The 20,252-nt window shown below is 68.3% G+C and carries 31 protein-coding genes; 28 read left to right on the top strand and 3 right to left on the bottom strand.

What is annotated here, in order from left to right; genetic code table 11:
* Positions 1-150 precede the first annotated feature (150 nt).
* The 3 genes from EES42_RS05650 to EES42_RS05640 form a co-directional block, all read right to left on the bottom strand.
* Positions 151-609: a GNAT family N-acetyltransferase gene (locus tag EES42_RS05650; protein WP_124716941.1), complete on the bottom strand. Its 459-nt coding sequence runs from the start codon at positions 607-609 to the stop codon at positions 151-153.
* 47 nt (positions 610-656) lie between these two features.
* The gene (locus EES42_RS05645; RefSeq protein WP_124716940.1) at positions 657-3,176 is read right to left on the bottom strand and encodes a poly(A) polymerase; all 2,520 of its coding nucleotides are present in this window, start codon (positions 3,174-3,176) and stop codon (positions 657-659) included.
* Between the two features lie 163 nt (positions 3,177-3,339).
* Positions 3,340-5,010, bottom strand: coding sequence for an RNA ligase family protein (locus EES42_RS05640; RefSeq protein ID WP_124716939.1), 1,671 nt, complete (start codon positions 5,008-5,010; stop codon positions 3,340-3,342).
* 510 nt (positions 5,011-5,520) lie between these two features.
* Between EES42_RS05640 and rpsJ the strand changes: the two genes are divergently transcribed.
* From rpsJ to rpsK, 28 genes are all read left to right on the top strand, one after another.
* Positions 5,521-5,829: a 30S ribosomal protein S10 gene (gene rpsJ / locus EES42_RS05635; RefSeq protein WP_003948644.1), complete on the top strand. Its 309-nt coding sequence runs from the start codon at positions 5,521-5,523 to the stop codon at positions 5,827-5,829.
* A gap of 13 nt (positions 5,830-5,842) precedes the next feature.
* Positions 5,843-6,487: a 50S ribosomal protein L3 gene (rplC, locus tag EES42_RS05630; protein ID WP_072485542.1), complete on the top strand. Its 645-nt coding sequence runs from the start codon at positions 5,843-5,845 to the stop codon at positions 6,485-6,487.
* 4 nt (positions 6,488-6,491) lie between these two features.
* Positions 6,492-7,142, top strand: coding sequence for a 50S ribosomal protein L4 (gene rplD, locus EES42_RS05625; protein WP_072485541.1), 651 nt, complete (start codon positions 6,492-6,494; stop codon positions 7,140-7,142).
* Complete coding sequence (gene rplW / locus EES42_RS05620; RefSeq protein WP_014154589.1) at positions 7,142-7,465, top strand: 50S ribosomal protein L23; 324 nt, start codon at positions 7,142-7,144, stop codon at positions 7,463-7,465. Before rplD ends, rplW begins: the two co-directional genes overlap by 1 nt.
* Before the next feature lie 39 nt (positions 7,466-7,504).
* Positions 7,505-8,341 carry a 50S ribosomal protein L2 gene (gene rplB / locus EES42_RS05615; protein ID WP_124716938.1) on the top strand — a complete coding sequence of 279 codons (837 nt, stop codon included), beginning with the start codon at positions 7,505-7,507 and terminating at the stop codon, positions 8,339-8,341.
* Positions 8,342-8,353: 12 nt separating this feature from the next.
* Positions 8,354-8,635, top strand: coding sequence for a 30S ribosomal protein S19 (gene rpsS / locus EES42_RS05610; protein WP_003966956.1), 282 nt, complete (start codon positions 8,354-8,356; stop codon positions 8,633-8,635).
* A 40-nt stretch (positions 8,636-8,675) separates the two neighbouring features.
* The gene (gene rplV / locus EES42_RS05605; RefSeq protein ID WP_004571827.1) at positions 8,676-9,023 is read left to right on the top strand and encodes a 50S ribosomal protein L22; all 348 of its coding nucleotides are present in this window, start codon (positions 8,676-8,678) and stop codon (positions 9,021-9,023) included.
* On the top strand, positions 9,023-9,865 hold the full coding sequence (rpsC, locus tag EES42_RS05600; RefSeq protein ID WP_093540760.1) for a 30S ribosomal protein S3: 843 nt from the start codon (positions 9,023-9,025) through the stop codon (positions 9,863-9,865). The genes rplV and rpsC overlap by 1 nt, the downstream gene beginning before the upstream one ends.
* Before the next feature lie 5 nt (positions 9,866-9,870).
* Positions 9,871-10,290 carry a 50S ribosomal protein L16 gene (gene rplP / locus EES42_RS05595; protein WP_014047785.1) on the top strand — a complete coding sequence of 140 codons (420 nt, stop codon included), beginning with the start codon at positions 9,871-9,873 and terminating at the stop codon, positions 10,288-10,290.
* A complete protein-coding gene (gene rpmC, locus EES42_RS05590) occupies positions 10,290-10,514 on the top strand; it encodes a 50S ribosomal protein L29 (protein WP_124716937.1) in 225 nt (74 codons plus the stop codon). Before rplP ends, rpmC begins: the two co-directional genes overlap by 1 nt.
* Positions 10,514-10,798: a 30S ribosomal protein S17 gene (gene rpsQ / locus EES42_RS05585; protein ID WP_030977953.1), complete on the top strand. Its 285-nt coding sequence runs from the start codon at positions 10,514-10,516 to the stop codon at positions 10,796-10,798. The genes rpmC and rpsQ overlap by 1 nt, the downstream gene beginning before the upstream one ends.
* Positions 10,799-10,904: 106 nt before the next feature.
* The gene (gene rplN / locus EES42_RS05580) at positions 10,905-11,273 is read left to right on the top strand and encodes a 50S ribosomal protein L14 (RefSeq protein WP_003966950.1); all 369 of its coding nucleotides are present in this window, start codon (positions 10,905-10,907) and stop codon (positions 11,271-11,273) included.
* Positions 11,274-11,275: 2 nt separating this feature from the next.
* Positions 11,276-11,599: a 50S ribosomal protein L24 gene (gene rplX, locus EES42_RS05575; protein WP_003966949.1), complete on the top strand. Its 324-nt coding sequence runs from the start codon at positions 11,276-11,278 to the stop codon at positions 11,597-11,599.
* Positions 11,599-12,156, top strand: coding sequence for a 50S ribosomal protein L5 (gene rplE / locus EES42_RS05570; RefSeq protein WP_093540759.1), 558 nt, complete (start codon positions 11,599-11,601; stop codon positions 12,154-12,156). The genes rplX and rplE overlap by 1 nt, the downstream gene beginning before the upstream one ends.
* A 2-nt stretch (positions 12,157-12,158) precedes the next feature.
* On the top strand, positions 12,159-12,344 hold the full coding sequence (locus EES42_RS05565; protein ID WP_003948630.1) for a type Z 30S ribosomal protein S14: 186 nt from the start codon (positions 12,159-12,161) through the stop codon (positions 12,342-12,344).
* 224 nt (positions 12,345-12,568) lie between these two features.
* Entirely contained in the window at positions 12,569-12,967 is a 399-nt protein-coding gene (rpsH, locus tag EES42_RS05555; protein ID WP_124716936.1) for a 30S ribosomal protein S8, read from the top strand.
* A 21-nt stretch (positions 12,968-12,988) separates the two neighbouring features.
* On the top strand, positions 12,989-13,528 hold the full coding sequence (gene rplF / locus EES42_RS05550; protein ID WP_124716935.1) for a 50S ribosomal protein L6: 540 nt from the start codon (positions 12,989-12,991) through the stop codon (positions 13,526-13,528).
* 2 nt (positions 13,529-13,530) lie between these two features.
* On the top strand, positions 13,531-13,914 hold the full coding sequence (gene rplR / locus EES42_RS05545; protein ID WP_093540756.1) for a 50S ribosomal protein L18: 384 nt from the start codon (positions 13,531-13,533) through the stop codon (positions 13,912-13,914).
* 46 nt (positions 13,915-13,960) lie between these two features.
* Positions 13,961-14,566, top strand: a complete 606-nt coding sequence (rpsE, locus tag EES42_RS05540) for a 30S ribosomal protein S5 (protein WP_030914151.1) — start codon at positions 13,961-13,963, stop codon at positions 14,564-14,566.
* Positions 14,566-14,748: a 50S ribosomal protein L30 gene (gene rpmD / locus EES42_RS05535; protein ID WP_018550611.1), complete on the top strand. Its 183-nt coding sequence runs from the start codon at positions 14,566-14,568 to the stop codon at positions 14,746-14,748. Before rpsE ends, rpmD begins: the two co-directional genes overlap by 1 nt.
* A gap of 1 nt (position 14,749) precedes the next feature.
* Positions 14,750-15,205: a 50S ribosomal protein L15 gene (gene rplO / locus EES42_RS05530; protein WP_018550610.1), complete on the top strand. Its 456-nt coding sequence runs from the start codon at positions 14,750-14,752 to the stop codon at positions 15,203-15,205.
* A gap of 215 nt (positions 15,206-15,420) precedes the next feature.
* Positions 15,421-16,740, top strand: coding sequence for a preprotein translocase subunit SecY (gene secY, locus EES42_RS05525; RefSeq protein ID WP_093540755.1), 1,320 nt, complete (start codon positions 15,421-15,423; stop codon positions 16,738-16,740).
* A complete protein-coding gene (locus EES42_RS05520) occupies positions 16,740-17,396 on the top strand; it encodes an adenylate kinase (protein WP_124716934.1) in 657 nt (218 codons plus the stop codon). The genes secY and EES42_RS05520 overlap by 1 nt, the downstream gene beginning before the upstream one ends.
* Positions 17,397-17,534: 138 nt before the next feature.
* Positions 17,535-18,371 (top strand): type I methionyl aminopeptidase, encoded by an 837-nt coding sequence (gene map, locus EES42_RS05515; protein WP_124716933.1) that lies wholly within the window; start codon positions 17,535-17,537, stop codon positions 18,369-18,371.
* Positions 18,372-18,549: 178 nt separating this feature from the next.
* A complete protein-coding gene (gene infA / locus EES42_RS05510) occupies positions 18,550-18,771 on the top strand; it encodes a translation initiation factor IF-1 (protein ID WP_003956442.1) in 222 nt (73 codons plus the stop codon).
* Positions 18,772-18,831: 60 nt separating this feature from the next.
* On the top strand, positions 18,832-18,945 hold the full coding sequence (rpmJ, locus tag EES42_RS05505) for a 50S ribosomal protein L36 (protein WP_003956441.1): 114 nt from the start codon (positions 18,832-18,834) through the stop codon (positions 18,943-18,945).
* Between the two features lie 194 nt (positions 18,946-19,139).
* A complete protein-coding gene (gene rpsM, locus EES42_RS05500) occupies positions 19,140-19,520 on the top strand; it encodes a 30S ribosomal protein S13 (protein WP_018519286.1) in 381 nt (126 codons plus the stop codon).
* A 105-nt stretch (positions 19,521-19,625) separates the two neighbouring features.
* Positions 19,626-20,030, top strand: coding sequence for a 30S ribosomal protein S11 (rpsK, locus tag EES42_RS05495; protein WP_003956432.1), 405 nt, complete (start codon positions 19,626-19,628; stop codon positions 20,028-20,030).
* Positions 20,031-20,252 lie beyond the last annotated feature (222 nt).

Raw genomic sequence — 20,252 nt, 5'->3', positions numbered from 1 at the left:
CACTTCCCCCGCAGCGGACGGCCGGGCGGCCCTGTGCTGCGTACCGAATCCATGCAGGTCGCGGTAGGTGGCGAGCCGCTGCTGCGGGGGGATAGACGGAGATTCAAGAAGGCGGGTTGCCTGGATATCCGATGATGTGACCCGGACGGTTCAACGCGCGGGTGTACGCACCATGAACACATCGATCGGATCCTGCCGCTCCTCGGTGAACCCGTGCCGTTCGTAGAGCGCGCGGGCGGCGCTGCCCTGGAGCACGTCCAGCCGCACGGTCGCGCCCTGCTCGTCGGCCCGCGCGAGCAGCGAGCGGAGCACCGCGGTGCCGATGCCGCGCCCGTGGAGCGCGGGGGAGAGGCAGAAGTTCTCCAGCCGCAGCCCGCTGTCGACCGGGCGCAGGGTGACGGACCCGGCGAGCTCGCCGTCCACGACCACTACCGAGGTGTGCCCCGGTACGTAGCCGTCCCGCATCCGCCGGCGTACGCGGTGCTCGTCGTAACGCCCGAGCCGCTCCAGGTCGGGGCGCATCGCGGTGGCCCGGAGTTCGGCCAGGGCCTCGATGTCCTCGGGCAGGGCGGGGCGCAGGGCCCAGGTGGCGGTGGTGCTCGTGTTCATGGACGGATCCTCGCAGGCCGGGCGGGGCGGGCCCGCTCCGGCCGCCCTCACCGCAGGTCCGGTGCCTCGGCGCGGTCCGCCCGGCGCAGCCCCGCCTCCGGGATGCCGCGCAGCAGCTCCGCGCCGATCTCCGCGAGCCGGGTCCCGTCGGGCGGGGTGCGGCCCAGACCGATGGCGTACTGGACATGGGTCGGGTCGCTGCCGCACGGGCGGGGCCAGGCGTGTGCGTCCGGGGAACCGGCCTTGGCGAGGGCGGCGAGCAGGGCCAGAAGGCGGCCGCGCAGCCGTCCCTCGTCGGCGCCCTGCCGCACGGAGACGATCGCCCAGGCGGCGTGGCGCAGGCGCAGCGGCGGCGGGGTGCGGAGCAGGTCGCGCGGTACGGGGCCGGTGTCGTCGACGGACTCCAGGATCTCCCAGGCGCGGAAGAGCTCCTCGGCGATCAGGTCGCGGCCGGCGGGGGAGACCTGGGTGGTGCAGGAGCGGACGGGGGCGGTCGGGGTGAGGACGGTGAGGGGGAGCCTGCTGGGGCTTCCAGGGCTTCCAGGGCTGCTGGTGCCGTCGGGGTCGCTGGGGCTGCAGGGGCTGCTGGGGTCACCGGAGCCGCCGGAGCCGCTGGGGTCGCCGGAGCCGTTGGGGCTGCCTGAGCTGCTGGGGCTGCTGGGGCTGCTGGGGTCGCCGGAGCCGCAGGCCCCACCGGCCCCACCGGCCCTACTGGCCCCACCGGCCCTACTGGCCCCGCCGTCCCCACCGGGCCCGCCGTCCCCACCGGGCCCGCCGTCCCCACCGGGCCCGCCATCCCCGTCCGAGCCGCCGGTCCCACCGGAGCCGACCGGGCGGTCCCAGTCCCAGGTGGCCCAGGTCGCGAAGAAGTGCCTGAGCAGGGGGAGCGGAGGCAGGTCGCCCGACTCGTGGGCGGTACGGGCCGCGAGCACCGACCAGGCGAGGCCCGGCAGCCCGCCGCACGGCGCGGAGTCCAGGCCGCGCGCCCGCGCCCAGGCCTTCACCTCGCGGGCGAGGCCCGCGAACGCCGCCCGGTGCGGGTCCGCCGCCGCGAGCACGGCGTCCGCGTCGCTCACCGCGCTGAGCGCCGTGGCCGCCGCCTCGCCCAGCCCGGCGCGCCCGGCCACCGCCCCGGCCGGGGCGAGACCGCCCGTCGCCACGGTCACCAGGTCCACCTTCAGGCCGCCGAGGCCGAAGCGCAGCCCCGGTACGCGGGCGCCGGTCACCTCGTGCAGGTCCACGGCGTCCGGCAGGGCCGCGGCCAGCCGCTCCCGTACCGCGGGCGGATTCACCTCGCCGGGCAGCGCCGCGACCAGGTCCACGTCCGCGCCGGGCAGCGCACAGCCCATCCGCCGGGAGCCGGCCAGGTGGACACGGCCCTCGGGCAGCGCGGCGGCCACCCGGCGCACGACATCGACCGCGCACGCCTCCTCCGCGGCGTCCGCACGGACCTCGTCCGCCGCCCCGGCGGCCAGCTCCACGCGCACCCCGAAGTGGTCCGAGACATACAGCCCGTCCGCCGCCGGCACGTCGCCCAGCAGTACCGCCGAGACGGGCCGCAGCCGCTCCGGACGGACCAGCACCCGGTCCAGCCGGGACACCCGACCGGTCAGGGACGAGACCGCGGCCAGCGGATTGACCGACGGGTCGAAGGTGGGCGTCCGGTCGTCCGCGCCGCGCACCCGGCTCCAGGCGTCCGTCATCCCCAGCCGGTCCTGCGGGGTGTCCCCGCCGTCGTTGAAGTCGCCGAGCAGTGTCACATCGCCCTCGACCGCCGCCAACCCCGTTGCCAGATCGGTCAGTTCGGCATCGCGCCGGGCGGCGCCGTCGGCCGAGTGGTCGCTGCTGAGATGGGTCGCCGCGACCGTGACCGGCCCGTCCGGCCCGTCCACGACGACCGCCGCGACCGCCTTGTGCGGGCCGAGCGCGTGCAGGCCCGCCTCGCGAACCGGCACCCGGCTGAGCAGCAGCAGACCGCAGTCGGCGACGTCACGGCCCGCCGGATCGGCCCAGAACGTGTAGTCCTCGCGGACCCAGGGCGCCGCCAGCAGCATGGCGAGCAGGGCCGGTTCGGCCTCCTGGAGGGCGATCACATCGGCGTCCGCGGCGCGCAGCGCGTCGAGCAGGAGCGGCCGTCGCCGGGCGGTGTCGATGCGGTCGCTGTCGTAGCGGTCCCAGAGGGTGTTCCAGGTCAGCACGGTCAGCGGGGCGACCGGCGCGGGCGCAGGCGCGTCCTCGGGCACCGGAGCCCAGGCGGCCTCCGGCACGGAGAACGCGTGCGGCGTACGGGAGATGAAGTACGGGGACGGCAGCCGGCGCGGGGCGCGTATCCGCCCGGCGTCCGTGGCGTCGATCCGGTCCACGCCCGAGGACCGGTCCCACACCACCTCGCCGTCCGCCTCGAAGAACAGCACCCGGTGCCAGGGGATGTCCCCGCCGGGCGTGAAGCGGGGCAGCGGCACCCGCTTGGGCACGGTCCCGCGCTGCGCCACGCCCAGCACGAAGCGCGCCGGGTCGAACCGGGCGTCCCAGCGGACCCGGTGGTAGATCTCCTCGCTGGTACGCATTCAGGGGCCTTCCGTCCGGATCAGGCCGGGCTCGCGTGTCCCGGTGCCGCGCCTCGCGGCCTTGTCGTCACTCGCCACGGCTCAGCCATGACTCCCTCCTCCGCCCCGCGATCCACGGCACCGGACCCCGCTCCCCGGTCCGGCCCGATCCGGGCGAAGGGCCCTACGCCCTGTCCTCCACGGTCCCGCTCGCGCCGATGTACCAGGTGCGGTGCGCCTGGCCGGGGTACGGGGGCACGAATCTGCGCAGCTGCGAGGTGAGCACCTCGGGCGGTACGGGGTGGCTGCGGCACCCGTTGCGGCGGATCAGCTCCGCCTCGTCGACCAGCGCCACGGCATGGGTGAGCAGCGCGTCCCTGCGCCGGGCGACCCCGTGCACCAGGGAGCGCTGCTGGGTGTTGAGCGAGGTGGCGTCCCAGACGACCGTGGAACCCGCCGCGAGCGCGGCGTCCAGCCGGTCTAGCCCCTCGCGCAGCACGTCCCCGTTGGCCTTCTGGTCGGCGCGCGAACCCCGGGCGGAGCGCAGGTCGTCGAGCGAAAGATACGTGTCGACGCCGGGCAGGGCGCGCCCGAAGGTGCTCTTGCCGCTGCCGGACGGGCCGACCAGGTGGACCAGGCGCGGGAAGTCCCCGGCCCGCCGGCGCCAGGTCGCGGCGACCGCCTCCTCGGCGGTGGTGACCCGGCCCAGCGCGTACGCCTCACGGGCCTGCGCCAGACAGCGGTCGGCGGCATCCGGCTCCAGATCCGCGAACGCCTCCCGCAGCCCGGCGGGTTCGCGCACGCCCTCCGCGTGCAGCGCCGACCACTCCACCTGCTCGCGCGCCTCGGCGGTGTCCGCCACCGTGGCGGCCAGCGCGTGCAGCAGCGGCAGATCGGCGGCGAAGGACATCCGGACCAGTCCGGTGCGGCGCTCCTCGTCCGGGTAGGGGCGGTGCAGCGCGGGGTGCAGTCCGACGAGGTCCGCGACGCGGCGGGCGAGCGGCATCCCCAGCGCCGGGGCCAGCGCGGGCGCGAGCCCGGCGCGCCGGGACCGGTGCAGCAGCGCGGCCAGCACCCCGGTCAGCCGGTCCTCGCCCGTCCGGCCGGCCGCGTCGAGGGCGTCGCCCATCGCGGCGGCGGCCCCGGCGTCCCCCGTACCCGTCCCGGTGGCGGCGGCCAGCGCCGCCGCGTCGGCCGGGGCGCCGGACCGTACGGCCCACAGGGCGGCGGCCGGGCCGAGCCCGTTCGCCACGACGGCGGCGTGCATCCAGTGCGTATCGGTCTGTACGTGACCGGGCCGCACCCACTTGGCCACCAGCCGCCGGAAGTCCGCCGCGCCGAAACCGTCGGCGGGCCGTACGACGTAACCCTCCTGGCGCCCGGTGTCCGGCTTCAGCGCCCGCAGCGCCTTCTCGGCGCGGGCGTCGAACACCCCGCGCCACAGCACCGGCGGCACCGGTATCCCCAGATCCCGCAGGAACGCCACGGTCCGGTCCCAGTCCAGGCAGCGCTCCCCGTCCCAGACGGAGAAGCCGTAGAAGAAGGACTCCAGCTCCTCGTACGGGATCGAGTGGCGCGCGAACACGTTCTCGCCGCACACCCGCCATCCGTCGGGGATCCGCGCCCCGACCCGGCCCTGGAGCGCTTTCACCCAGCCCCGCGAGGGGTGGTGCGCGGAGTCCAGGGAGCGGGCGTGGAGCCCGTCGGCGTAGAGCGTGGTGTTCTCGCCGTCCAGCTTCTCGGTGACGACGACCTCGCGGCCGGTCAGCCCGGAGAGGTCCGCGATCCGTACGTCGTCCGAGGTGGCCCCGGGGGACCAGGGCAGATGGGCGGTGCGTGGATAGTGCGTACGCATGATCGATGCCCCTGGTGACGACGGTTTGCCCGGCCGGTCACTGTAGGGGCGGGGACTGCCGCGCTCGACCCAATTACGATGTGCGGTGCCCGGCACGGCCCCCCCGCAGCGCGCCCGCGTTTGACCGAGCGACCACGCGGGGTAAGATCCTCGGCCCGATTGGCCAGGCCCAGGCCCCGTATGGCACACTGACCAGGTTGCTCGGTTGAGTGTCAATGCTGCGCGCCTCCCGCCGGGAGGACCGGAAGCGAGTCCCACAGTACTCGTCGACCCCTTGCGGGTCGGACGTACGGGAATCTTCCGGGAAGCGTCAGTGGGGTACCGGCCAGGCACCCGGTGGGTGTTTCGCCCCCGGTCCTGCGGTCTTCGGGCCCGCACCCCCTTGGTTGGGAAATCCTTCGGGAGATCTGCGTAGAGGGGATGCGACACGCCCGACCGCGTGGGTCGGAGGTGGAGTTGTTAGAACTCCCGGGTTCCAGAGCGTTATGAGAGACAGGACTACTAGTAGCCATGGCGGGACAGAAGATCCGCATCCGGCTCAAGGCCTACGACCACGAGGTCATCGACTCCTCGGCGAAGAAGATCGTCGAGACGGTGACCCGCACTGGTGCGTCGGTCGCGGGCCCGGTGCCGCTGCCCACTGAGAAGAACGTGTACTGCGTCATCAAGTCGCCGCACAAGTACAAGGACTCGCGCGAGCACTTCGAGATGCGCACGCACAAGCGCCTCATCGACATCCTCGACCCCACGCCGAAGACGGTTGACTCGCTGATGCGTCTCGACCTGCCGGCGGGCGTCGACATCGAGATCAAGCTCTGAGGTGACGCGCGAGATGGCTAAGAACATTAAGGGCGTCCTGGGCGAGAAGCTCGGCATGACCCAGGTCTGGGACGAGAACAACCGGGTCGTCCCGGTGACCGTCGTCAAGGCCGGGCCCTGCGTCGTCACCCAGGTCCGCACCAACGACAACGACGGCTACGAGGCAGTCCAGATCGCCTTCGGCGAGATCGACCCCCGCAAGGTGAACAAGCCCCTCAAGGGCCACTTCGCCAAGGCCGACGTCACCCCGCGCCGCCACCTGGTGGAGCTCCGCACCCCTGACGCCAGCGAGTACACGCTGGGCCAGGAGGTCACTGCCGAGGTGTTCGAGTCCGGCGTCAAGGTCGACGTCACGGGCAAGAGCAAGGGCAAGGGCTTCGCCGGTGTGATGAAGCGTCACAACTTCAAGGGTGGCAAGGCGTCCCACGGTGCCCACCGTGTGCACCGTATGCCCGGCTCCATCGGTGGCTGTGCCACCCCCGGCCGTGTCTTCAAGGGCATGCGCATGGCGGGTCGCATGGGCAACGAGCGTGTCACCACCCAGAACCTGACCATCCACGCGGTTGACGCGGAGAAGGGTCTGCTCCTCATCAAGGGCGCAGTCCCCGGTCCGAACGGCGGCCTCGTCCTGGTCCGTACCGCGGCCAAGGGGGCTTGAGGTAATGAGCACCATTGACATCCTTTCGCCGGCAGGCGACAAGGCCGGTACCGTCGAGCTCCCCGCGGAGATCTTCGACGCGAAGACCAGCGTTCCGCTGATCCACCAGGTCGTCGTCGCACAGCTGGCAGCTGCCCGTCAGGGCACGCACAAGACCAAGACCCGCGGCGAAGTCCGTGGTGGTGGCCGCAAGCCGTACCGCCAGAAGGGCACCGGCCGCGCGCGCCAGGGTTCGACCCGTGCGCCGCAGTTCGCCGGCGGTGGCGTCGTCCACGGCCCGCAGCCGCGTGACTACTCGCAGCGGACCCCGAAGAAGATGAAGGCCGCCGCCCTGCGCGGTGCCCTCTCCGACCGGGCCCGTCACTCCCGCATCCACGTCGTCACCGGCGTGGTCGACGGAGCTGTCTCCACGAAGGCCGCCAAGACGCTGTTCGGCAAGATCTCGGAGCGCAAGAACCTGCTCCTGGTCGTCGACCGTGCCGACGAGGCCGCGTGGCTGTCCGCCCGCAACCTGCCCCAGGTGCACATCCTGGAGCCGGGCCAGCTGAACACGTACGACGTGATCGTCTCTGACGACGTGGTCTTCACCCAGGCCGCCCTCGAGTCCTTCGTGTCTGGCCCCCAGACCGCTGAGACCGAAGGGAGCGACGCCTGATGAGCGAGGCGACCGTTACCAGCAAGACCTACTCGGACCCGCGCGACGTTCTCGTCAAGCCGGTCGTTTCCGAGAAGAGCTACGCGCTGCTCGACGAGAACAAGTACACGTTCATCGTCGCGCCCGGCTCCAACAAGACCCAGATCAAGCAGGCCGTGGAAGCGGTCTTCTCGGTCAAGGTCACCGGGGTCAACACGATCAACCGGCAGGGTAAGCGCAAGCGCACCAAGACCGGTTTCGGCAAGCGCGCTGACACCAAGCGCGCCATCGTGACCCTCGCCGAGGGCGACCGTATCGACATCTTCGGCGGCCCGACCTCCTGACGGAGGTCGAGTCGTCCGGAATCGGACGAGGACTGAGAAATGGGTATCCGCAAGTACAAGCCGACGACCCCGGGCCGTCGTGGCTCCAGCGTCGCCGACTTTGTCGAGATCACGCGGTCCACGCCGGAGAAGTCGCTGGTCCGCCCCCTGCACAGCAAGGGCGGCCGTAACAACGCCGGTCGTGTGACCGTTCGCCACCAGGGCGGTGGCCACAAGCGCGCCTACCGAGTGATCGACTTCCGTCGTCACGACAAGGACGGCGTGCCGGCCAAGGTCGCGCACATCGAGTACGACCCGAACCGCACCGCGCGCATCGCGCTCCTGCACTACGCGGACGGCGAGAAGCGCTACATCATCGCGCCGCGTGGCCTGACGCAGGGCGACCGTGTCGAGAACGGCCCGGCCGCCGACATCAAGCCCGGCAACAACCTGGCGCTGCGCAACATCCCGGTCGGTACGACCATCCACGCCATCGAGCTGCGGCCCGGCGGCGGCGCGAAGTTCGCCCGTTCCGCGGGTGCCTCCGTGCAGCTGCTGGCGAAGGAGGGCACCATGGCCCACCTTCGTATGCCGTCGGGTGAGATCCGCCTGGTCGACGCCCGCTGCCGCGCCACCATCGGCGAGGTCGGCAACGCCGAGCAGTCGAACATCAACTGGGGCAAGGCCGGCCGCATGCGCTGGAAGGGCGTTCGCCCGACCGTCCGCGGTGTCGCGATGAACCCGGTTGACCACCCGCACGGTGGTGGTGAAGGCAAGACCTCCGGTGGTCGTCACCCGGTCTCGCCGTGGGGTCAGAAGGAGGGTCGTACTCGTTCGCCGAAGAAGGCATCGAACAAGTACATCGTCCGCCGCCGCAAGACGAACAAGAAGCGCTAGGAGCGGGTTTAGATGCCGCGCAGTCTCAAGAAGGGGCCCTTCGTCGACGGCCACCTCATCAAGAAGGTGGACGTACAGAACGAGGCAGGCACCAAGAACGTCATCAAGACCTGGTCCCGTCGCTCGATGATCGTCCCGGCCATGCTGGGTCACACCATCGCGGTGCACAACGGCAAGATCCACGTCCCGGTGTTCGTCACCGAGTCGATGGTCGGCCACAAGCTCGGCGAGTTCTCGCCGACTCGCACCTTCCGCGGCCACGTCAAGGACGACCGGAAGTCGAAGCGCCGCTAACGCGGGGTGACTGACTATGACTTACACCGAAGGGACAACCATGGAAGCCAGGGCCCAGGCGCGGTACATCCGCGTCACGCCCATGAAGGCCCGCCGCGTGGTGGACCTCATCCGTGGCATGGATGCCACGGAGGCTCAGGCGGTCCTGCGTTTCGCCCCGCAGGCCGCGAGCGTGCCGGTTGGCAAGGTGCTGGACAGCGCCATTGCCAACGCTGCACACAACTACGACCACACCGACGCCTCTTCGCTGGTCATCAGCGAGGCGTACGTGGACGAGGGCCCGACCCTGAAGCGGTTCCGTCCGCGTGCTCAGGGCCGTGCCTACCGGATCCGTAAGCGGACCAGCCACATCACCGTGGTCGTCAGCAGCAAGGAAGGAACCCGGTAATGGGCCAGAAGGTAAACCCGCACGGGTTCCGGCTCGGCATTACCACGGACTTCAAGTCCCGTTGGTACGCCGACAAGCTGTACAAGGACTACGTCAAGGAAGACGTCGCCATTCGTCGCATGATGACGAAGGGCATGGAGCGGGCCGGCATCTCGAAGGTCGAGATCGAGCGCACCCGCGACCGCGTCCGCGTTGACATCCACACCGCCCGCCCGGGCATCGTCATCGGTCGCCGCGGCGCCGAGGCCGACCGCATCCGTGGCGAGCTGGAGAAGCTGACCGGCAAGCAGGTCCAGCTGAACATCCTCGAGGTCAAGAACCCCGAGGTGGACGCTCAGCTGGTGGCCCAGGCCGTCGCCGAGCAGCTCTCCTCCCGCGTCTCCTTCCGTCGGGCCATGCGCAAGAGCATGCAGTCCTCGATGAAGGCCGGCGCCAAGGGCATCAAGATCCAGTGCGGTGGCCGCCTCGGCGGCGCCGAGATGTCCCGCTCGGAGTTCTACCGCGAGGGCCGTGTGCCCCTGCACACGCTCCGCGCGAACGTCGACTACGGCTTCTTCGAGGCCAAGACGACCTTCGGCCGCATCGGTGTGAAGGTCTGGATCTACAAGGGCGACGTCAAGAACATCGCCGAGGTCCGCGCCGAGAACGCCGCTGCCCGCGCAGGCAACCGCCCGGCCCGTGGCGGCGCTGACCGCCCGGCCGGCCGTGGTGGCCGCGGTGGCGAGCGTGGCGGCCGCGGTCGCAAGCCGCAGCAGCAGTCGGCTCCGGCTGCCGAGGCCCCCAAGGCCGAGGCTCCCGCCGCTGCCGCTCCGGCTGCCGAGAGCACCGGAACGGAGGCCTGACCGAAATGCTGATCCCCCGTAGGGTCAAGCACCGCAAGCAGCACCACCCGAAGCGCAGCGGTATGTCCAAGGGTGGCACGCAGGTTGCGTTCGGCGAGTACGGCATCCAGGCGCTGACCCCGGCGTACGTGACGAACCGCCAGATCGAGGCAGCTCGTATCGCGATGACCCGCCACATCAAGCGTGGCGGCAAGGTCTGGATCAACATCTACCCGGACCGCCCCCTGACGAAGAAGCCGGCCGAGACCCGCATGGGTTCCGGTAAGGGTTCTCCCGAGTGGTGGATCGCGAACGTCAAGCCCGGTCGGGTGATGTTCGAGCTGTCCTACCCGAACGAGAAGATTGCTCGTGAGGCGCTCACCCGCGCTGCTCACAAGCTTCCGATGAAGTGCCGGATCGTTCGGCGCGAGGCAGGTGAGTCGTGATGTCGGCCGGTACCAAGGCGTCCGAGCTGCGCGAACTGGGCGGCGAGGAGCTCCTCAACAAGCTCCGCGAGGCCAAGGAAGAGCTGTTCAACCTCCGCTTCCAGGCGGCGACCGGGCAGCTCGAGAACCACGGTCGGCTCAAGTCCGTCCGTAAGGACATCGCCCGGATCTACACCCTGATGCGCGAGCGCGAGCTGGGCATCGAGACGGTGGAGAGCGCCTGATGAGCGAGAAGACTGTGACTGAGACGAACACCGACCGCGGTTTCCGCAAGACCCGTGAGGGTCTGGTCGTCAGCGACAAGATGGACAAGACCGTCGTCGTCGCTGTCGAGGACCGTGTCAAGCACGCGCTGTACGGCAAGGTCATCCGCCGTACGAACAAGCTCAAGGCGCACGACGAGCAGAACGCCGCCGGCGTCGGCGACCGCGTCCTCCTGATGGAGACCCGGCCGCTGTCCGCCACGAAGCGGTGGCGCGTCGTCGAGATCCTCGAGAAGGCCAAGTAATTCCTGAGGGGCATTCCCCTCAGGCAAGTTCCGCCAGGCTCGGTGGGGCCCGCTCCGGTGACGGAGCGGCCCCCGCCGGGAACCGGCAGACGATCAGGAGATAGACGTGATCCAGCAGGAGTCGCGACTTCGCGTCGCCGACAACACGGGTGCGAAGGAAATCCTCACCATCCGTGTTCTCGGTGGTTCGGGTCGCCGCTACGCGGGCATCGGTGACGTCATCGTCGCCACCGTCAAGGACGCGATCCCCGGTGGCAACGTGAAGAAGGGTGACGTCGTCAAGGCCGTCATCGTTCGCACCGTCAAGGAGCGTCGCCGTCAGGATGGCTCGTACATCCGCTTCGACGAGAACGCCGCCGTCATTCTGAAGAACGACGGTGACCCCCGCGGCACCCGCATCTTCGGCCCGGTGGGCCGGGAACTGCGCGAGAAGAAGTTCATGAAGATCATCTCGCTCGCGCCGGAGGTGCTGTAAGCATGAAGATCAAGAAGGGCGACCTGGTTCAGGTCATCACCGGTAAGGACAAGGGCAAGCAGGGCAAGGTCATCGTGGCCTACCCCGCTCAGGACCGCGTCCTCGTCGAGGGTGTCAACCGGGTCAAGAAGCACACCAAGGCCGGTCAGACCGCTCGCGGTTCGCAGACCGGTGGCATCGTCACGACCGAGGCCCCCATCCACGTGAGCAACGTTCAGCTCGTCGTGGAGAAGGACGGCAACAAGGTCGTCACGCGCGTCGGTTACCGCTTCGACGACGAAGGCAACAAGATCCGCGTTGCCAAGCGGACGGGTGAGGACATCTGATGGCTACCACCACCACTCCGCGTCTGAAGACGAAGTACCGCGAGGAAATCGCCGGCAAGCTGCGTGAGGAGTTCTCGTACGAGAACGTCATGCAGGTCCCCGGCCTGGTCAAGATCGTGGTCAACATGGGTGTGGGCGACGCCGCCCGCGACTCCAAGCTGATCGACGGCGCCGTGCGCGACCTCACCACGATCACCGGCCAGAAGCCGGCCGTCACCAAGGCCCGCAAGTCCATCGCGCAGTTCAAGCTGCGCGAGGGTCAGCCGATCGGCTGCCATGTCACCCTCCGTGGTGACCGCATGTGGGAGTTCCTGGACCGTACGCTGTCGCTCGCGCTGCCGCGTATCCGTGACTTCCGTGGTCTGTCGCCGAAGCAGTTCGACGGCCGTGGCAACTACACCTTCGGTCTCACGGAGCAGGTCATGTTCCACGAGATCGACCAGGACAAGATCGACCGGGTCCGGGGCATGGACATCACCGTGGTCACCACGGCGACCAATGACGACGAGGGTCGTGCCCTCCTTCGTCACCTCGGCTTCCCGTTCAAGGAGAACTGACCGTGGCGAAGAAGGCTCTGATCGCTAAGGCCGCCCGTAAGCCGAAGTTCGGCGTCCGCGGGTACACCCGCTGCCAGCGCTGCGGCCGGCCCCACTCCGTCTACCGCAAGTTCGGCCTGTGCCGCGTGTGCCTTCGTGAGATGGCTCACCGTGGCGAGCTGCCGGGCGTGACCAAGAGCTCCTGGTAATTCTCCTTCGCCCCTTGGGCGTTGGGAATCACCGGAGACTCTCGGTAAGCATCTGGTCGGCAGGAGTCCGGCCTCACATGCCGTAGGCTTGTGGGGTTGGGCGCCTGCCGCCCAAGACCGACTTACTACGCCGTAGGTCCCCGCACCGCACCCGTCCTGCCTCTGAGTGGGGAGAGGGATGGCGCATACAGGAAACCCCGGCGAGAGAGGCCGAAGGCCAACTCATGACCATGACTGATCCCATCGCAGACATGCTCACGCGTCTGCGTAACGCGAACTCGGCGTACCACGACGATGTCGCGATGCCGCACAGCAAGATCAAGTCGCACATCGCGGAGATCCTCCAGCAGGAGGGCTTCATCACCGGCTGGAAGGTCGAGGACGCCGAGGTTGGTAAGAACCTCATCCTCGAGCTGAAGTTCGGCCCGAACCGCGAGCGCTCGATCGCCGGCATCAAGCGAATCTCGAAGCCGGGTCTGCGTGTATACGCAAAGTCCACCAACCTGCCGAAGGTCCTCGGCGGCCTGGGCGTGGCGATCATCTCCACGTCCCACGGTCTCCTGACCGGCCAGCAGGCCAGCAAGAAGGGCGTAGGTGGGGAAGTCCTCGCCTACGTCTGGTAGTCGGGAACGGAGGAATAGCTCATGTCGCGAATCGGCAAGCTCCCCATCCAGGTTCCCGCCGGTGTGGACGTCACCATCGATGGCCGCACGGTCGCGGTGAAGGGGCCCAAGGGCACCCTCTCGCACACCGTCGCGTCGCCGATCGAGGTCACCAAGGGTGAGGACGGCGTTCTGAACGTCGCCCGCCCGAACGACGAGCGTCAGAACAAGGCCCTTCACGGCCTGTCCCGCACGCTGGTGGCGAACATGATCACCGGTGTGACCCAGGGATACACCAAGGCGCTCGAGATCAGTGGTGTCGGTTACCGCGTCCAGGCGAAGGGCTCCAACCTGGAGTTCGCCCTGGGCTACAGCCACCCGATCCTGATCGAGGCCCCGGAGGGCATCACCTTCAAGGTGGAGTCCCCCACGAAGTTCTCCGTCGAGGGCATCGACAAGCAGAAGGTCGGCGAGACCGCGGCCAAGATCCGCAAGCTGCGGAAGCCTGACCCGTACAAGGCCAAGGGCGTCAAGTACGCCGGCGAGGTCATCCGCCGCAAGGTCGGAAAGGCTGGTAAGTAGCCATGGCATACGGCGTGAAGATCGCCAAGGGCGACGCCTACAAGCGTGCCGCCCTCAAGCGTCGCCACATCCGCGTCCGCAAGCACATCTCCGGTTCGCCGGAGCGTCCGCGCTTGGTCGTGACGCGGTCCAACCGCCACATGGTGGCTCAGGTCATCGACGACATCGCGGGCCACACGCTCGCGTCGGCGTCGACCCTGGACGTCTCCATCCGTGGTGGCGAGGGCGACAAGAGCACCCAGGCCAAGCAGGTCGGCGCCCTGGTCGCTGAGCGCGCCAAGGCCGCAGGCGTCGAGGCCGTCGTGTTTGACCGCGGTGGTAACCAGTACGCCGGGCGGATTGCCGCTCTGGCTGACGCCGCCCGTGAAGCCGGTCTGAAGTTCTGAGCCCGGTTCCTACGCACAGCGGACGTAACAGAGAGAGGTAAATCCAATGGCTGGACCCCAGCGCCGCGGAAGCGGTGCCGGTGGCGGCGAGCGGCGGGACCGGAAGGGCCGTGACGGCGGCGCAGCTGCCGCCGAGAAGACCGCGTACGTTGAGCGCGTTGTCGCGATCAACCGCGTCGCCAAGGTTGTGAAGGGTGGTCGTCGCTTCAGCTTCACCGCGCTGGTCGTGGTGGGCGATGGTGACGGCACCGTCGGTGTCGGTTACGGCAAGGCCAAGGAAGTTCCCGCGGCCATCGCCAAGGGTGTCGAGGAAGCCAAGAAGAACTTCTTCAAGGTTCCGCGCATCCAGGGCACCATTCCTCACCCGATCCAGGGCGAGAAGGCTGCGGGCGTCGTCCTGCTGAAGCCTGCTTCCCCCGGTACCGGTGTTATCGCCGGTGGCCCGGTGCGCGCCGTTCTGGAGTGCGCCGGCGTTCACGACATCCTGTCGAAGTCGCTCGGCTCCGACAACGCGATCAACATCGTGCACGCGACCGTGGCGGCCCTCAAGGGCCTGCAGCGTCCCGAGGAGATCGCGGCCCGCCGTGGTCTGCCGCTCGAGGACGTCGCCCCCGCGGCTCTGCTTCGTGCGCGTGCGGGAGCGGGTGCGTAATGGCTCGCCTCAAGATCACGCAGACGAAGTCGTACATCGGCAGCAAGCAGAACCACCGCGACACCCTGCGTTCGCTCGGGCTCAAGCGCCTGCACGACGTGGTTGTCAAGGAGGACCGCCCCGAGTTCCGCGGAATGGTGCACACCGTCCGCCACCTCGTGACGGTTGAGGAGGTCGACTGACATGGCGGAGAACAAGCCGCTGAAGGCCCATGACCTCCGGCCCGCCCCGGGCGCCAAGACCGCCAAGACCCGTGTGGGTCGTGGTGAGGCGTCCAAGGGTAAGACCGCCGGTCGTGGCACCAAGGGCACCAAGGCCCGTTACCAGGTTCCGGAGCGCTTCGAGGGTGGGCAGATGCCCCTCCACATGCGTCTCCCGAAGCTCAAGGGCTTCAAGAACCCGTTCCGCACCGAGTACCAGGTCGTGAACCTGGACAAGCTCGCGACGCTCTACCCCGAGGGTGGAGAGGTCACCGTGGCCGACCTGGTCGCCAAGGGTGCGGTGCGCAACAACCACCTCGTCAAGGTCCTCGGACAGGGCGAGATCTCCGTGGCACTGCAGGTTTCGGTTGACGCCGTCTCCGGCTCCGCCAAGGAGAAGATTGCCGCCGCCGGCGGCACCGTCACCGAGCTCGTCTGAGACAACTCGATGGCCTGAACATCCGACCGGGGATGCCTCTCATATGGGGCATCCCCGGTTGGTCGTTCCTAGGGGGGCATGGTCGCCGGTAAGGTGGCGTGCGTTGTTGTGTGGTACCCCTCTGGGCACCCGCCCCGGGGGCTTTGACTTTTACGTATTCGTCGATCCTCAAGACCGTCACCTCTACGCATTGCGCGGGGGTCGCAGGAGGCACCGTGCTCACCGCGTTCGCCCGGGCGTTCAAGACGCCCGACCTGCGCAAGAAGCTGCTCTTCACGCTCGGCATCATCGTGCTCTACCGGCTCGGGGCACACATCCCGGTCCCGGGAGTGAGCTACGAGAACGTCCAGACCTGTGTTGATCAGGCCAGCAAGGGCAACAACAGCCTCTTCGGCCTGGTGAACATGTTCAGCGGTGGTGCACTGCTGCAGATCACGATCTTCGCGCTCGGCATCATGCCGTACATCACGGCCAGCATCATTCTTCAGCTGCTGACCGTGGTGATTCCCCGACTCGAGGCGCTCAAGAAGGAGGGGCAGTCCGGCCAGGCCAAGATCACGCAGTACACGCGTTATCTGACCGTCGCGCTCGCCATCCTCCAGGGCACCGGCCTGGTGGCCACCGCCACCAGTGGCGCGCTGTTCAGCGGCTGCCCGGTCGCCGATCAGATCGTGCCGAACCAGTCGATCTTCACGACCATCGTGATGGTCATCACGATGACCGCGGGCACCGCGGCCGTCATGTGGCTCGGTGAGCTCATCACCGACCGCGGCATCGGCAACGGCATGTCGATCCTGATGTTCATCTCGATCGCCGCCAGCTTCCCCGGTGCCCTGTGGGCCATCAAGACCAGCGGCAAGCTGGCCGACGGCTGGATCGAGTTCGGCACCGTCATCCTGATCGGCTTCGTGATGGTGGGCCTCGTCGTCTTCGTCGAGCAGGCCCAGCGCCGCATCCCGGTGCAGTACGCGAAGCGCATGATCGGCCGCAGGTCGTACGGCGGTACCTCGACGTACATTCCGCTGAAGGTCAACCAGGCGGGTGTGATTCCCGTCATCTTCGCTTCTTCGCTGCTCTACATCCCTGCCCTGATCGTCCAGTTCTCCAACTCGACCGCGGGCTGGGCGACCTGGATCAAGGACAACTTCGTCAAGGGCGACCACCCGTACTACATCACGGCGTACTTCCTGTTGATCGTCTTCTTCGCCTTCTTCTATGTGGCGATTTCGTTCAACCCCGAGGAAGTCGCCGACAACATGAAGAAGTATGGTGGGTTCATCCCGGGTATCCGGGCTGGTCGACCTACTGCCGAGTACCTGAGCTACGTGCTCAACAGGATCACTTGGCCGGGCTCGCTGTACTTGGGTCTGATCGCTCTTGTGCCGACGATGGCGTTGGCCGGCTTCGGTGGTGCGAACGCCAACTTCCCGTTCGGCGGGACGAGCATCCTGATCATCGTGGGTGTGGGGCTGGAGACCGTGAAGCAGATCGAGAGTCAGCTCCAGCAGCGCAATTACGAAGGGTTCCTCCGCTGATGCGAATCGTCCTCGTCGGGCCGCCCGGTGCCGGCAAGGGAACGCAGGCTGCGTACCTTGCCAAGAACCTGTCGATTCCGCAGATCTCCACGGGCGATCTCTTCCGCGCCAACATCAGCCAGGGCACCGACCTTGGCAAGCGGGCCCGCGCCTTCATGGACGCAGGTCAGTTGGTGCCGGACGAGGTCACCATCGGGATGGCCAAGGACCGCATGTCCCAGCCGGACGCCGAGAACGGCTTCCTGCTGGACGGCTTCCCGCGCAACGTGGGTCAGGCCGAGGCTCTTGACGCCATGCTGAAGGACGAGGGCACCAAGCTCGACGCGGTCCTGGACCTGGAGGTCCCCGAGGACGAGGTGGTCAAGCGCATCGCCGGCCGCCGGATCTGCCGGAACGAGGGCTCCCACGTCTTCCACGTGACGTACAACCCGCCGAAGACCGAGGGCGTCTGCGACGTCTGCGGCGGCGAGCTGTACCAGCGCGACGACGACACCGAGGAGACGGTGCGTACCCGGCTGGAGGTCTACCACACGCAGACCGAGCCGATCATCGACTACTACCGGGCCCAGAACCTGGTGGTCACCATCTCCGCGCTCGGCAAGGTCACAGATGTGACCGAGCGGGCGATGGAGGCCCTCAAGTCCGACAAGGACTGAGCGCAGAACCCCGCAGTACTTGTGCAGTCGGCCGCGGCGTCCATGGGCGCCGCGGCCGACTGTTTGCGCCGTATCGTTGTGTGAGTACGCCGCAGACACCACCGTTCGATGCAGTCCGATGCAGAGAGGCGCCGCGCAATGGTGCAGATCAAGACCCCCGAGCAGATCGCGAAGATGCGCGAGGCGGGGCTGGTGGTCGCTGCCATTCACGCGGCCACCCGCGAGGCGGCGGTGCCCGGCGCCACCACGCTGGACCTGGACCAGGTCGCCCGCAAGGTGATCGCCGACCACGGTGCGAAGTCGAACTTCCTCGGTTACGGCGGGTTCCCCGCGACCATCTGCACCTCGGTCAACGAGGTCGTCGTCCATGGCATCCCGGACGAGAAGACGGTCCTCAAGGACGGCGACATCATCTCCATCGACGCCGGCGCGATCGTCGACGGCTGGCACGGCGACGCCGCGTACACGGCCTTCGTCGGCACCGGTCACGCACCGGAGCTGGTCGAGCTCTCCCGGGTGACCGAGGAGTCCATGTGGGCCGGCATCGCCGCGATGAAGGTGAACAACCGCCTGGTCGACATCTCGAAGGCGATCGAGTCCTACATCCGCCGCCAGCCCCGCCCCGCCACCGGCAAGTACGGGATCATCGAGGACTACGGCGGCCACGGCATCGGCACCGAGATGCACATGGACCCGCACCTGCTGAACTACGTCGCCCGCAAGCGCGGCAAGGGCATCAAGCTGGTCCCCGGAGTCTGCCTGGCCATCGAGCCGATGGTCTCGCTCGGTACGGCGCAGACCGAGGTGCTCCAGGACGACTGGACGGTCATCACGACGGACGGCACCTGGTCCTCCCACTGGGAGCACTCGATCGCCCTCACCGAGCAGGGCCCCCTGGTCCTGACCGCCCCCGACTGCGGCCGGGCGAAGCTGGCGCAGTACGGCATCGAGGCGGCGCCCGACCCGCTGGGCTGACGGTGCCCGGGGGATTTGACCCGCTTGTCGAGGTCTAAGGATCTCCTCCGGTGGGCAAACTTGACGGATTCGTCTTTTGGAGTCCGCTGACGTAGACTGACTCGTCGGCTGTCGTGCATCAGTGTGTCCGCATGCGATGCCGAAAGTCGATCAAGGTAGCCGATTCGAAAGGCGAAGCGTGGCCAAGAAGCAAGGTGCCATCGAAATTGAGGGCACCGTGATCGAGTCCCTCCCGAACGCCATGTTCAAGGTGGAGCTCCAGAACGGTCACAAGGTCCTCGCGCACATCAGCGGCAAGATGCGGATGCACTACATCCGAATCCTTCCGGATGACCGGGTCGTCGTGGAGCTCTCCCCGTACGACCTGACGCGTGGCCGGATCGTCTACCGCTACAAGTAGATCTTGCCTCCACCTCGCTTCCGCGTGGTGACGGCACTGACCCGGAGAACCTGACATCCCATGAAGGTCAAGCCGAGCGTCAAGAAGATCTGCGACAAGTGCAAGGTGATCCGCCGTCACGGTCGGGTCATGGTCATCTGCGACAACCTGCGCCACAAGCAGCGCCAGGGCTGACGCACGACCCCCTGCATCTCGCAGTACTTCGCGCGACGCACGTAAAACGTACATACGCAGAGTCCGTCCAAGCTTCGGCTGACGACACCTCCGGTGGGGGCCGGGGACCCGGGCGTACCATCTCTCGCCATGAGAGGTCGGCGGTCGGGAGCGGCACTGCGGAAGACCCCCGAATTAACAACTGGAGCCATTGAATGGCACGCGTTTCAGGTGTTGACATCCCGCGCGAAAAGCGCGTGGAGGTTGCCCTCACCTACGTCTTCGGTATCGGGCGCACCCGGTCCAAGGAGATTCTCGCCACCACTGGCGTGAACCCCAACACCCGCGTTCGCGACCTGGCCGAAGAGGACCTGGTCAAGATCCGCGAGTACGTGGACGCCAACCTCCGCACCGAGGGTGACCTCCGTCGCGAGATTCAGGCCGACATCCGCCGCAAGGTCGAGATCGGCTGCTACCAGGGTCTGCGTCACCGCCGCGGCCTGCCGGTCCACGGCCAGCGCACCAGCACGAACGCTCGTACCCGCAAGGGCCCGCGTCGCGCGATCGCCGGCAAGAAGAAGCCGGGCAAGAAGTAGTCCTCAGCGGACGCACTGCGGGCGTCCGGGCCACCGGTCATCCGCAGCAACCAGCGGTCTTCGCTGTAGGACCGATCACCTCCCCTCTCCATCTGGAGTCAAGACATGCCCCCCAAGGGTCGTCAGGGCGCAGCCAAGAAGGTGCGTCGCAAGGAAAAGAAGAACGTCGCTCACGGCCACGCGCACATCAAGAGCACGTTCAACAACACGATCGTCTCGATCACGGACCCCTCGGGCAACGTGATCTCCTGGGCCTCCGCCGGCCACGTCGGCTTCAAGGGCTCGCGCAAGTCCACCCCCTTCGCCGCGCAGATGGCCGCCGAGTCGGCCGCCCGCCGCGCGCAGGAGCACGGCATGCGCAAGGTTGACGTCTTCGTCAAGGGTCCGGGCTCCGGCCGCGAGACCGCGATCCGTTCGCTCCAGGCCACCGGCCTGGAGGTCGGTTCGATCCAGGACGTCACCCCCACCCCGCACAACGGATGCCGCCCGCCCAAGCGTCGCCGCGTCTGATTTTTTCGGGCTCTGCTCCAGGCAGTAGCTCGTGGGTCCGGGCGGTACGGCCCCTTCGGGGTCGTGCCGCCCGTACCCTTGTCAGTATCTGGGGGCGTCAAATAGTGGGCGCCCACGACTGAAGGAACGCAACATGCTTATCGCTCAGCGTCCGTCGCTGACCGAAGAGGTCGTTGACGAGTTCCGCTCCCGGTTCGTCATCGAGCCGCTGGAGCCGGGCTT

This window comes from Streptomyces sp. ADI95-17 (genome assembly GCF_003846175.1).
GTDB classification, from domain to species: Bacteria; Actinomycetota; Actinomycetes; order Streptomycetales; family Streptomycetaceae; genus Streptomyces; species Streptomyces sanglieri.
Note: the sequence above shows the minus strand (reverse complement) of the source record. Positions and strands in the feature narration are given on the sequence as shown.

Excerpts from the sequence above, each read along its gene's own strand:
- rplF (WP_124716935.1), top strand. The coding sequence starts at position 12,989 with ATGTCGCGAATCGGCAAGCTCCCCATCCAGGTTCCCGCCGGTGTGGAC.
- rplX (WP_003966949.1), top strand. The coding sequence starts at position 11,276 with ATGAAGATCAAGAAGGGCGACCTGGTTCAGGTCATCACCGGTAAGGAC.
- EES42_RS05520 (WP_124716934.1), top strand. The coding sequence starts at position 16,740 with ATGCGAATCGTCCTCGTCGGGCCGCCCGGTGCCGGCAAGGGAACGCAG.
- rplD (WP_072485541.1), top strand. The coding sequence starts at position 6,492 with ATGAGCACCATTGACATCCTTTCGCCGGCAGGCGACAAGGCCGGTACC.
- rpmJ (WP_003956441.1), top strand. The coding sequence starts at position 18,832 with ATGAAGGTCAAGCCGAGCGTCAAGAAGATCTGCGACAAGTGCAAGGTG.
- rpsK (WP_003956432.1), top strand. The coding sequence starts at position 19,626 with ATGCCCCCCAAGGGTCGTCAGGGCGCAGCCAAGAAGGTGCGTCGCAAG.
- rplC (WP_072485542.1), top strand. The coding sequence starts at position 5,843 with ATGGCTAAGAACATTAAGGGCGTCCTGGGCGAGAAGCTCGGCATGACC.
- rplW (WP_014154589.1), top strand. The coding sequence starts at position 7,142 with ATGAGCGAGGCGACCGTTACCAGCAAGACCTACTCGGACCCGCGCGAC.
- rplO (WP_018550610.1), top strand. The coding sequence starts at position 14,750 with ATGGCGGAGAACAAGCCGCTGAAGGCCCATGACCTCCGGCCCGCCCCG.
- map (WP_124716933.1), top strand. The coding sequence starts at position 17,535 with ATGGTGCAGATCAAGACCCCCGAGCAGATCGCGAAGATGCGCGAGGCG.
- EES42_RS05645 (WP_124716940.1), bottom strand. The coding sequence starts at position 3,176 with ATGCGTACCAGCGAGGAGATCTACCACCGGGTCCGCTGGGACGCCCGG.
- rpsC (WP_093540760.1), top strand. The coding sequence starts at position 9,023 with ATGGGCCAGAAGGTAAACCCGCACGGGTTCCGGCTCGGCATTACCACG.
- rpsE (WP_030914151.1), top strand. The coding sequence starts at position 13,961 with ATGGCTGGACCCCAGCGCCGCGGAAGCGGTGCCGGTGGCGGCGAGCGG.
- rplP (WP_014047785.1), top strand. The coding sequence starts at position 9,871 with ATGCTGATCCCCCGTAGGGTCAAGCACCGCAAGCAGCACCACCCGAAG.
- rpsJ (WP_003948644.1), top strand. The coding sequence starts at position 5,521 with ATGGCGGGACAGAAGATCCGCATCCGGCTCAAGGCCTACGACCACGAG.
- rpmC (WP_124716937.1), top strand. The coding sequence starts at position 10,290 with ATGTCGGCCGGTACCAAGGCGTCCGAGCTGCGCGAACTGGGCGGCGAG.
- EES42_RS05650 (WP_124716941.1), bottom strand. The coding sequence starts at position 609 with ATGAACACGAGCACCACCGCCACCTGGGCCCTGCGCCCCGCCCTGCCC.
- rpsS (WP_003966956.1), top strand. The coding sequence starts at position 8,354 with ATGCCGCGCAGTCTCAAGAAGGGGCCCTTCGTCGACGGCCACCTCATC.
- rplV (WP_004571827.1), top strand. The coding sequence starts at position 8,676 with ATGGAAGCCAGGGCCCAGGCGCGGTACATCCGCGTCACGCCCATGAAG.
- rplB (WP_124716938.1), top strand. The coding sequence starts at position 7,505 with ATGGGTATCCGCAAGTACAAGCCGACGACCCCGGGCCGTCGTGGCTCC.
- rplR (WP_093540756.1), top strand. The coding sequence starts at position 13,531 with ATGGCATACGGCGTGAAGATCGCCAAGGGCGACGCCTACAAGCGTGCC.
- EES42_RS05640 (WP_124716939.1), bottom strand. The coding sequence starts at position 5,010 with ATGCGTACGCACTATCCACGCACCGCCCATCTGCCCTGGTCCCCCGGG.
- rpsQ (WP_030977953.1), top strand. The coding sequence starts at position 10,514 with ATGAGCGAGAAGACTGTGACTGAGACGAACACCGACCGCGGTTTCCGC.
- rplE (WP_093540759.1), top strand. The coding sequence starts at position 11,599 with ATGGCTACCACCACCACTCCGCGTCTGAAGACGAAGTACCGCGAGGAA.
- rpsM (WP_018519286.1), top strand. The coding sequence starts at position 19,140 with ATGGCACGCGTTTCAGGTGTTGACATCCCGCGCGAAAAGCGCGTGGAG.
- rpmD (WP_018550611.1), top strand. The coding sequence starts at position 14,566 with ATGGCTCGCCTCAAGATCACGCAGACGAAGTCGTACATCGGCAGCAAG.
- rpsH (WP_124716936.1), top strand. The coding sequence starts at position 12,569 with ATGACCATGACTGATCCCATCGCAGACATGCTCACGCGTCTGCGTAAC.